The organism is Paenibacillus sp. AK121, assembly GCF_019042715.1.
Taxonomy (GTDB): domain Bacteria; phylum Bacillota; class Bacilli; order Paenibacillales; family Paenibacillaceae; genus Paenibacillus; species Paenibacillus polymyxa_C.
Genome location: NZ_JAHPJM010000003.1, coordinates 363,823 through 375,135 on the forward strand (window position 1 = coordinate 363,823; position 11,313 = coordinate 375,135).

Consider the following 11,313-nt stretch of genomic DNA (forward strand, 5'->3'; position numbering starts at 1 on the left):
ACATGTTATCATCGCCCATTGGCAAGTCTCGTCCCTCCACTCACATCTATTGCCACGATTTGTTCAATTTAAGCAGGGTACACTAATGTTGTCGCCCCTGTCTCGTTGCTTTCTGCGGAGATACTTTAGAGTTGGACACCAGAGCACAGAGGATTTATTTCGAAAGGAGCGTTAGCCATGTCTACGCTTGAGCGTACTCCTGTCCAAACCAGAGGAACCAAGCCATTCATGCCTGATCTGGTGTTTTTTGAGCCAGACGCACTAAATTATCCCAAAGGCCAGCGTATTATGGATTGGGTCAAAGCTAAGGATATTCCGTATCGTATGACGACCTCTCACAACCGAATTACCAATTTACCAGGTGAAACTGAAGTTGAAAAGTACCGAATGGCAAAAAAGACACTGGTTGTCGGAATCCGTAAAACATTAACTTTTGACCAATCCAAACCCTCTGCCGAATATGCCATTCCTATTTCGACCGGCTGCATGGGGCACTGTCACTACTGTTATTTACAAACAACCTTGGGAGCGAAACCGTATATTCGCATCTATGTCAACACTGACGATATCATATCAGCAGCTAAAGGCTATATTGAGGAGCGAGTGCCTGAAATTACTCGTTTTGAAGCAGCTTGTACCTCTGATCCGGTTGGTTTGGAGCATATCACCGGATCGCTTGGAGACTTGATTCGTTTCATGGCAGATGAGGAATTTGGCCGACTTCGTTTTGTTACTAAATATCATCATGTGGATCCATTGCTGGATATTAAACATAATGGTCATACTCGCATCCGCTTTAGTATTAATTCCGATTATGTTATTAAACAGTTTGAACCTGCAACTTCTCGCTTCGAGGAACGTATTGAAGCAGCGGGCAAAATCGCACGGGCTGGTTATCCGCTGGGATTCATCATTGCACCCATCATTTGGTATGACGGCTGGGAAGCAGGTTACGGAGAGCTTCTGCGTAGATTGGGAGAAACCTTGCCCCAACATGCTACAAAGGATCTGACATTCGAACTAATTCAGCATCGCTTTACCAAAACATCCAAAGCGGTTATCGAGAAGCGTTACCCGAAAACCAAACTGGAAATGGACATAGAGAAACGTAAGAAAAAATGGGGCCGCTGGGGACAGAATAAATATGTTTATCCTGATGAACAGCAAAATGCACTGCGGGAATTTATTACTGAACGCATTTTTGAACATTTTCCTTTAAGTCGTATTGAATATTTCACATAACTAGCATCCAATCCGGGGTAATCCGTTGTAAAAAAAGCGTTACATCTGTCATATGATCCGTTACCAACAAAACGCCGGTGATCACAAGTAACATGCCACCCATTTGGAGAAGTATGGAAGTATAACGGAACGATAACTTAACAGAGCCTGCCAGCAAAGCCAATACAAAAAACGGAATCGCAAAACCAAGCGCGTAGCCAGTAATCAACTTGAACCACATGTGATGCTCTACTGCCGCCAAAGCGATAATAGCTGTTAGCATAGGACCGATACAGGGGGACCAGCCTGCCGCAAACCCAATTCCGATTACAAAGGAACCGGCGTATCCGGCAGGCTTCCATGTCCAGCGCAGCTTATGCTCTCTCATTAGAAACAATGGACGGACGAAACCAAGAGATACCAGACCCATGAGTATAATAAGCAGCCCTGCTACGATTCTTAGCGTATCCCCATAATTGGCAAACCATTCTCCGAGCAACCCGACACTTGCCCCCAGTGAATAGAAAACAACCGAAAAGCCTAATACAAAAGCAAGTGTGTGCCCCATCGTACGATAGCGAATTTCTGCCTTGTGCCGTCCTTCAGCCAGTTCACGTGCCGACATTCCTGTTATATACGATAAATATGATGGATATAGTGGCAAGCAGCACGGTGAAAAAAAAGAAACCAGTCCGGCAACGATGGCCAACCCGGCGTTGACATCTGACATCATTATTTCCTCCCACCTGTCTTAGTGAACACGCAGAGCAGATACAAGCCCTGCCTACTAAAACATACGTATAAACAGAGAAAAATATGATGCAAGCCAAAAAGCGTATGCCTGGGGAGAATAACCCCAAGCATACGCTTTTTACGTTCTTTTATTTTACTTAGCCTCTTATTTTACAATCGCACCATTCGGCATACCTTCCGGTACAGTGGCCAATGTAAGCTGATCCCCATGTGATGCTGCCAAAATCATACCCTGCGACAGCTCACCCCGAAGTTTTACTGGCTTAAGATTGGTCACACAAATCACCTTACGCCCAATGATATCTTCAGGGGTATAAAATTTCGCAATTCCCGACACCACCTGCCGCTGCTCATAGCCGAGATCGAGCTGTAGCTTTAACAGTTTATCAGCCTTCTTCACAGGCTCACAGGCGACAACCTGAGCAACGCGCAGCTCTACCTTGGCAAAATCCTCAATGCCAATCTCTTCTTTCGCCTCTGGTGCTTCCTGGCTCGACTCAGATGCATTCAGCGGTTGAGCTTGTGTCGCAGCTTCCTCCGGTTTCTTACCTCCAGTCATTGCTTCTACAATAAAAGCAACCTCTTGCTCAGAGTCCAGACGAGGGAAGATCGGATTCCCTTTAACCAACTGCGTTCCTTCTGGAATACGCCCAAATTGCTTACCGCTATCCCATGTAGTCAGCTCTCCTTGACGAATACCGAGTTGTTCCCAAATTTGGTGAGGCGCACATGTCAAGAAAGGCTGAAGTAAAATGGAAGCAATACGCAAGCTTTCTACCAAATGCACCATAACAGATGCCAATTCGCTACGTTTTGCCTCATCCTTAGCCAGATTCCACGGTTGAGTCTCGTCAATATACTTGTTGCTGCGGCTAATAAATTGGCTAATCGCCGTTAAAGCCACGGAAAATTCCATATTTTCCATAGCTTCTTCAACTTTACTATAAGTCGATGTCGCCATATCTACCAAAGCTGCGTCGAATGAGGTAACATTGGCTTCATAAGCGGGAACTTTACCGTCAAAATATTTGTCTACCATCGCTACAGTACGATTCAACAAGTTGCCCAGATCATTGGCCAAATCTGAATTTACACGATCTACAAAACTTTCAGGTGTGAATGTTCCATCCGCTCCAAATGGCACCTCGCGCAGCAAGTAGTACCGAAGTTGATCCAGACCATAACGGTCAATCAACGTTACCGGGTCTACCACATTGCCTTTAGATTTCGACATTTTACCATCTTTCATGAGTAACCAACCATGTGCAAATACTTTTTTAGGCAACGGAAGATCCAGTGCCATCAGCATGATTGGCCAATATATCGTGTGGAATCGTACAATCTCTTTACCTACGATATGCACATTTGCTGGCCAAAATTTATCGTACAGCTCAGTATTAGAAGAGCCATACCCCAAGGCTGTGATGTAGTTGGAAAGTGCGTCAATCCACACGTATACGACATGCTTCGGGTCCCCCTTAACCTTAACTCCCCAATCAAACGTTGTACGGGAAACAGCCAGATCCTCTAGCCCCGGCTTGATGAAGTTGTTAATCATTTCTTTTTTCCGGGATTCCGGTTGGATAAACTGCGGGTTCTCTTCATAAAATTGCAGCAACCGATCAGCATACTTGCTCATGCGGAAAAAGTAGCTCTCTTCCTTGACTAGTTCTACAGGGTGTCCACTATCTGGGCTCTTACCTCCAGTGACATTGCCTTCAGCGTCCTTCACTACGTCAACGAGTTGAGTTTCTGTGTAGTAAGTCTCGTCAGGAATGCTGTACCAACCTTCATATTCTCCCTTGTAAATATCGCCTTGTTTTAATAAACGATCAAAGATTTCCTGTACGACAGCCTTATGACGTTCCTCCGTAGTACGGATAAAATCGTCATTGGAAATGTCAAGCTTCCGCCACAGGTCTTGGATACCTGCCACAATGTCATCTACGAAACGTTGCGGCGTTTTCCCAGCTGCACTTGCCTTTTGCTCAATCTTCTGACCATGCTCATCCGTTCCTGTCAAATAACGAACCTCATAGCCCCGTAGCCTCTTATAGCGAGCCATCGCATCACCCGCTACCGTCGTGTAGGCATGACCTATATGGAGCTTGTCACTGGGATAATAGATCGGTGTTGTAATGTAAAATGTGTTCTCACTAGACATGTATGTTCCTCCTGTTTTGTTCACGGCTGCAAAAGATTTGCTACCATGATAGGTACTCCAATTCATGAATTAGACACAAATTGGCACAAAAAAGACCCCCGTCCCTATGGGACGAGAGTCACCTCACGCGTTACCACCCAAATTCCCTGTACCCTCGCAGAATACAGGCTTCACCGGTCACATCTGACCGCCCATTAACGCTGGATCACGCCTCCTCCTTACGATTGCCTCTTGAACACAGCTTCACTATGGCAAATACGCTCGAAAAAGGTTCCTCCAGGACCATATTCAGGCTTCACTCCAGACCGGTTTTCAGCTAACTCCGGCTCTCTGTACTGGACGACTTACCTTACTCATCCCTTCACAGGAAAACAATATTAACCAAAATATAACCAAATCGGCACGGCGCTGTCAAGTCAGACCCTTCTCGGTATGGGTAGCCAAACGATCTTTGTCAGACTTATCTACCCCTTTTTTTGCAGGAGGGACCAAATCTACGCCGCCGGGATGAAATGGATGGCATTTAGCTATACGCTTTGCAGCCAGCCATGAGCCTTTGAGTGCACCATGCACTTCTACCGCCTCCAGCGCGTACGCCGAACACGTCGGATAGAACCTGCAGGTAGCAGGTTTTAATGGTGAAATGTATGCACGATAAAACTGAATCGGAGCCTGTACCACTCTACGTGTGGTGATTTTCATTTCAGTAGCCTCCGTGGCTGTGAGTGTGACTGCTCGTCTGTCTGAAACCCCCATCCGAATTACTTTCAGTATGCCCATTCTTCTGCTGGCAGTCTTTGCAATAACCAAAAATTTCAAACTTATGCTCAACGATTTGGAATTGATCTGTCGGATCTGTCATTTGCATTGGACAAAAAGAAATCGGCAATGTTTTCTGACAACTCAAGCAAATCATATGGTGGTGGTGGTGATGTTCATTACAGCTCACCTTGAACTTCATTCCATCCTCAAAAGATACCTGCTCCAGTACACCCAATTCCTGCATTACACGCAGATTGCGATAAACTGTATCAAAGCTAAGTCCGCTGTACTTCTTACCCATATATTCATAAACGTCTTTGGGGGACAGATACCCTTCATTCTCGGAAAATAACGTGGCCAACGTCTTGCGCTGATCTGTAATACGCAGCCCTTGAGCGGACATCGTTGCGATAATCTCATCCTTTGTCAGCATGCGTTTCACCCTCCCCTGTCTATAGTTTCAGGTTTTCTGATGCAGGCTTAGGCTTGCATCTATTCATTATACCACGATTAAAGTCAATATTATAAGAGATATTCGTGCTACTCATAAGAAAAAGACGTTCTCCAGTGCTGCAACCAAGTTCGCAACGGGAGAACGCCTATATTCTGCAAGTGACATCGACTTTTAAAACGGTGAATGATGAGACTCAAGTGGTCTAAGCCGGTAAACAGCACCGGTTATTTCAAATTAATTTTTAATAGCTGGTAAAGGCATAACTACTACGGAAACTGGAAGATTACTACCAGCAGCTGCAGTGAAATACATCTCTACACTTTCCTCAATATGACCTGTACGATACAGTACACTCATTTCATTCGGAGCCCATACAGAACCATTTGTCGGTATACCCACAACCTGATTGTTAACCATCGCATAGCCGGAATATTCGCCTCCCCGCGGGTTAAACGTAATCAGTGAATATGGCGCTACATGGTCCAACTTAACCTTATATACAACACCAAAGTTACCGGCATTGGAAGCAGAAGAACCGTCCAGACCGTCGGTACCAATCAGGTTCGGGTCTACCTTATTATCACCAAGAACGATACGTTGAGCTGTTTTACCAACCTCTTCGGTATAATTGAGTGAAATATCCGAATTTGCGTACGTTCCACGGTTATGTATACCGTCCTTAGGCAGTTTTGCCAGAGTAGGCAACGCAGTCAACGGATCTACATTTGCATCCAGCACAACCACCGTATATTGAATAGGTTGATCCGTATACAAATCAGATAACAAAGAAATAACTTGTTTTTGCTTGATTTTTTGCGCGTTCAAATCTTCCAAAATAACACGGCTTTCGCCTGGGTTCAGAACCGTGCTGGAACGTTTGCTTCCGTCCAGCATAGATTGAAAATACCGTTGAATCGAAACTTTACCCGCAGCTGTGGCAAATTCAGATGGTCCAGCAAAACCGGAATTTTCAACATTTATGTTGGTTGGAGCAAGATTGTTGTTCGTCGCAATCACGTACATCTTCACATCTCGACCTGTTTCATTGACATGATGGACAAGAATACGCGTACTGCCTGAGCCTGTTTCCTGATACACGATACCATCCTGGAACACACGCTCTGGGCTGTTAGCACGAATCAGAAGACGTGGTGAAGAAGTGCTTGTCACTGGAATAGTGGCCATAGCAGGCACCTGACTGCCATCTACACTGTATTTATCGCCATATGGCGTGAAAATTTTATTGAAATCATCTTCGTTGTACAGCAGTTCATTTGTAATTTTAATTGTTTCACTTTTGGTACCTGTTGCGCCATGCTTATCAGTCACGGTCAGTTTAATTGTTACATCACCTGGTTGGAAGAAGGCAAGTTTCTTGTTCTCCCAATCACGCTTAGTGATAGCATTCTCATCGTCAGTACTCAGGTCGGTAATGGTGATTTTTTCACCCATCTTGTACTCTTTTTTATCTGTTGTAAACAGAGCCACTGGCGGCTGGTTTGGTGGTCTTACTGTAATTGTTACTGAGTAAGGATCACTCCAGTTCCCAGCAGAGTCAAGAACGGAATAGGTAACTACATATGTACCCGGCTCCTGAAATACGTCCTGCTTCCCTTCCCAACGTTGATTTACAATCGGAAGACCTGTAGGAGAAGATTCCTTGGTCAAATACGTAACTTGGGTTTCACCCGCGTAGATATCCTTTTGTTGAACCGTAAAAGAAGCTTTTGGTTTCTGATTCAAATCCATGATAACTTGTTTAGTTGTATTATTCACGGTATAAGGAATATTTAAGGCCTGTGTAATCGAGGTCAACGGCACCATAAATACGTTCTTTTGCTGGAAAGCCGGCCCCTTCATTTGTCTAGCTTCACCATTAACCGTATAAACCTTGCTGTCTGTTTTGAAGCGTAGAACATTCGTTCCTTGGGTGATTACGGTTTCTTTAGTGGCAGTGTCATAGCTAAACTGCAATCCGACACGACTGACAAGAGAACGGATAGCTACATAGGAAACTCCGTCTTTGACTGTCATCGGCTGAGTTGCTGTATATACCTGTCCGTTTTGTTCCATTTTAGCACTGTTCAAATACAAAATCAGTTGATTCGCATTCATGGATGTTGGAGCTCCACCAGGATTGGTAATCGTTCCGTCTCCACCGTATACATCATTGGTTACGTTCGATCCGTTAGTAGTATCTGTAGGCAGACCAGTCAATGGATCATTGGATACACCTGTGTTATTAGGTGTTACCGTATTATTTTGTGTGCTTGTTCCATCTTGATCTCCGATACTATTCTGAACGCCGGAATCAGCAACATTGGTCTGAGCCTGCTGTGCGCTAACCGAATCGGTGGATTGAACAGTTGTTGATGCTGCTTCTGCTCCTACAGGGGCTACTGCAGCCACCTGAGCTACCGCCAGGGCGGTGAGCATGGTCCATTTCTTGAAATTCATTGTCTGTCTCCTTCTATCCCCAAATTATTATCATTCCCGTGAAAAGTCATACTATTAGACGCGACAGTTGCTAAAAAGTTTCTGGAAATTTTGACGATCATGAAAAAAAGGGAACATTCTCCTGTGAATGCAAAAATTCAACAACAAAAAACCGCCGTCCATCTGATCTGATGTGGCGGCGGCTTCATAACCTGAAAGTAGTTCTGATCCATTTACATTATGATGGACGACAGGCAGTATTCGTTCCTGCAGTCTCCAGACGACCCTCTTCAATGAGTCGATAAGCGCGTTGAACTTCTTCATCTGTAGGGGACGGAACTCCCTCCAGCGGATACGCCTTACCGAGCATTTCCCATTTGTAAACACCCATTTGATGGTAAGGTAAAATTTCGAATTTTTCGACTCCGTTCAACGTTCCAATGAACCGTCCCAAATTTAGTAGATCTTGCTCGTCATCATGAATACCCGGTACAAATACGTGTCTAATCCACATCTTGCGCCCTTGCTCAGACAACCATCGGGCCGTACTTAACATACGGTCGTTAGACTTGCCTGTAAGCTTAATATGCTTGTCGTTATCGATGTGCTTAATATCTAGTAGTACCAAATCCGTTACGTCCAGCAGATCATGGATACGACCTGCATCATTAAAGCCGTTACTGTCCAATGTCGTGTGCAAATTCCAGCGACGTTTCACTTCTTTGAACAGCTCTGCTACAAAATGAGCTTGCAATGTCGGTTCTCCACCGGATACGGTTAATCCGCCTCCTGAAGAACGGTAATAGGCTAAATATGGCTCAATCTCAGCCAATACTTCTTCTAACGTCATCGGGTTACCTTCATTCAAGGCCCAAGTGTCCGGATTATGGCAATATTGACATTTTAACAAGCATCCTTGCATAAAGAGCACGAAGCGGATGCCGGGACCATCGACGGTCCCGAAGGTTTCCAATGAGTGTATGTGACCTTTCAACATGTTGCATCATCCTTCCCGCATCCGCTATGCGTGCGTCAGTGTATTATTTGATACGTAAAACTTATTTACATTGTACCGTGGAAAGTACGGTTAATAACATCCAATTGTTGCTCACGAGTCAGCTTGATAAAGTTAACGGCATAGCCGGAAACACGAATCGTAAGTTGTGGATAGTTTTCTGGGTGCTCCATTGCATCCAAAAGTTGTTCACGAGCAAACACATTGACATTCAGATGATGTGCGTGGCTTCCAAAATAGCCATCCATCATCGAAACAAGGTTTGTTTTGCGTGTTTCTTCTTCTTTACCCAGTGCTTTAGGCACGATAGAGAAGGTATTCGAAATACCATCTAAGCTGTGTTCATAAGGCAATTTGGCTACGGAACTCAGAGATGCCAGAGCACCTTTTTTATCACGACCATGCATCGGGTTTGCACCTGGTGCGAACGGTTCGCCTGCTTTACGTCCATCAGGTGTTGTACCTGTTTTCTTACCATATACCACGTTGGAAGTAATAGTCAGTACTGATTGAGTAGGAACCGCATTACGATAAGCTTTATGTTTGCGGATCATGCTCATGAAGCTTTCTACCAGTTCTACAGCGATAGTATCTACGCGGTCATCGTTGTTACCGTAGCAAGGGTATTCGCCTTCGATTTCAAAGTCAACAGCAATTCCTTTTTCGTTACGAATTGGTTTAACTTTTGCATATTTAATGGCGCTCAAGGAGTCGGTAGCAACTGACAGACCCGCAATACCACAAGCCATGGTACGAAGAATATCACGGTCATGCAACGCCATTTCAATGCGTTCGTAGCTATATTTATCATGCATATAGTGAATAACATTCAAAGTGTTCATGTACAGTTTTGCCAGCCATTCCATCATAGGTTTGAAACGGCTCAACACTTCTTCGTAATCCAGCACTTCGCTTGTAATGGCTGGGAACTCAGGTCCTACTTGAACGCCGGATTTTTCATCCTTACCACCGTTAATGGCATACAGCAGAGCTTTTGCCAAGTTGGCACGAGCACCAAAGAATTGCATTTGTTTACCAATTCTCATGGCGGATACACAACAAGCAATACCATAATCATCGCCGTAGATTGGACGCATCAAATCGTCATTTTCATATTGAATGGAGCTAGTTTCAATAGAAACTTTTGCACAATATTTTTTAAAGCCCTCAGGCAGTTTTTCTGACCACAGTACAGTCAAGTTAGGCTCTGGAGCAGGTCCTAAGTTGTACAGTGTGTGCAAGAAGCGGAAGCTGTTTTTGGTAACACGAGTTTCTCCAGTGACAGACATACCACCAATGGATTCTGTTACCCAAGTTGGGTCACCACTGAACAGTTCATTGTAGTCAGGTGTACGCAGGAACTTAACAATACGCAGTTTCATAACAAAATGATCGACCAGTTCCTGAGCTTGTTCTTCGTTCATCGTACCTTCCTCAAGATCACGTTGAGTATAGATATCAAGGAATGAAGATACACGTCCCAAGGACATTGCTGCACCATTTTGTTCTTTAATCGCTGCGAGATATCCAAAATATACCCATTGGAAAGCTTCTTTTGCATTGTTAGCAGGTTTAGAAATATCAAAACCGTGCTCAGCAGCCATTTGTTTCAATTCATTCAAAGCACGAATTTGTTCAGAAATTTCTTCACGTAGACGGATTACGTCTTCTTCCATGGAATCAACTTCAAGGCTTTTCAATTGAAGTTTTTTATCTTGGATCAAGAAGTCTGCACCATACAGAGCTACGCGACGATAGTCACCGATTATACGACCACGACCATATGCATCTGGCAAACCAGTAATGATGCCAGCTTTACGAGCTGCTCTCATTTCATCAGTATAAGCGTCAAATACACCTTGGTTGTGTGTTTTACGAATATGAGTGAAAATGTCAACAATGCTTTGTGGCACTTCAAAACCATAGGCTTTGCAAGCGTCGATCATCATCCGAATTCCACCAAACGGCTGCAAAGAACGTTTGAATGGAGCATCTGTTTGTACACCGACAATTTGTTCTTTGTCCCGGTCCAAATAGCCCGGTTTATGTGAAATAATGGTGGATGGCGTATTTACGTCTACATCAAGCACGCCGCCGTTTGCCAACTCTTTTTTAGTAAGATCAGATACAATTTCCCACAATGCAGTTGTATTGGCGGTAGGACCAACCAAAAATTCTTCATTGCCAACATAAGGTGAGATATTGGTTTCAATAAAATCGTTGACGTTAACTTCTCTAGTCCATTTTCCTTTTTTAAAACCTCTCCAGCCAGATTGTTGCTCTTGTAATTCTCTCTCAATCACCGACATGTAAATCCCTCCAAATTGTTTGGTCTTCCGGACTTGTGATTTTTTTCACGTTTAAACTATTTCTTGAGCCCGGCCTTTTCACCGATGCCTTACGCTCAGTGTCGGGACCTTTCTTACACTCTTATTGTAGAATAATGATAGAGTGTAGTATGTGACATAAATCACAATACGAGTGATTTTTATCACTTTATTTTCCCTA

Annotated in this window: 8 protein-coding genes; 1 reads left to right on the plus strand and 7 read right to left on the minus strand. The window is 44.1% G+C overall.

The window, feature by feature from the left end:
- The first annotated feature begins 177 nt into the window (after nt 1-177).
- Complete coding sequence (gene splB / locus KSP24_RS08070) at nt 178-1,242, plus strand: spore photoproduct lyase (RefSeq protein WP_058829768.1); 1,065 nt, start codon at nt 178-180, stop codon at nt 1,240-1,242.
- On the opposite strand, the gene KSP24_RS08075 is transcribed toward splB, so the two are convergent.
- From KSP24_RS08075 to pflB, 7 genes are all read right to left on the minus strand, one after another.
- The gene (locus KSP24_RS08075; protein WP_216974870.1) at nt 1,235-1,951 is read right to left on the minus strand and encodes a cytochrome c biogenesis CcdA family protein; all 717 of its coding nucleotides are present in this window, start codon (nt 1,949-1,951) and stop codon (nt 1,235-1,237) included. The two genes, splB and KSP24_RS08075, sit on opposite strands and share 8 nt — an antisense overlap.
- Before the next feature lie 168 nt (nt 1,952-2,119).
- Nucleotides 2,120-4,138 (minus strand): methionine--tRNA ligase, encoded by a 2,019-nt coding sequence (metG, locus tag KSP24_RS08080; RefSeq protein WP_216974871.1) that lies wholly within the window; start codon nt 4,136-4,138, stop codon nt 2,120-2,122.
- 411 nt (nt 4,139-4,549) lie between these two features.
- Nucleotides 4,550-4,840 carry a membrane protein insertion efficiency factor YidD gene (yidD, locus tag KSP24_RS08085; RefSeq protein ID WP_013371800.1) on the minus strand — a complete coding sequence of 97 codons (291 nt, stop codon included), beginning with the start codon at nt 4,838-4,840 and terminating at the stop codon, nt 4,550-4,552.
- A 1-nt stretch (nt 4,841) separates the two neighbouring features.
- Complete coding sequence (locus tag KSP24_RS08090) at nt 4,842-5,333, minus strand: Fur family transcriptional regulator (RefSeq protein ID WP_013371801.1); 492 nt, start codon at nt 5,331-5,333, stop codon at nt 4,842-4,844.
- Between the two features lie 255 nt (nt 5,334-5,588).
- Nucleotides 5,589-7,811: a copper amine oxidase N-terminal domain-containing protein gene (locus tag KSP24_RS08095; protein WP_058711546.1), complete on the minus strand. Its 2,223-nt coding sequence runs from the start codon at nt 7,809-7,811 to the stop codon at nt 5,589-5,591.
- Between the two features lie 217 nt (nt 7,812-8,028).
- On the minus strand, nt 8,029-8,787 hold the full coding sequence (gene pflA / locus KSP24_RS08100; RefSeq protein WP_013371803.1) for a pyruvate formate-lyase-activating protein: 759 nt from the start codon (nt 8,785-8,787) through the stop codon (nt 8,029-8,031).
- 65 nt (nt 8,788-8,852) lie between these two features.
- The gene (gene pflB, locus KSP24_RS08105) at nt 8,853-11,114 is read right to left on the minus strand and encodes a formate C-acetyltransferase (protein WP_013371804.1); all 2,262 of its coding nucleotides are present in this window, start codon (nt 11,112-11,114) and stop codon (nt 8,853-8,855) included.
- Between the last annotated feature and the right edge of the window lie 199 nt (nt 11,115-11,313).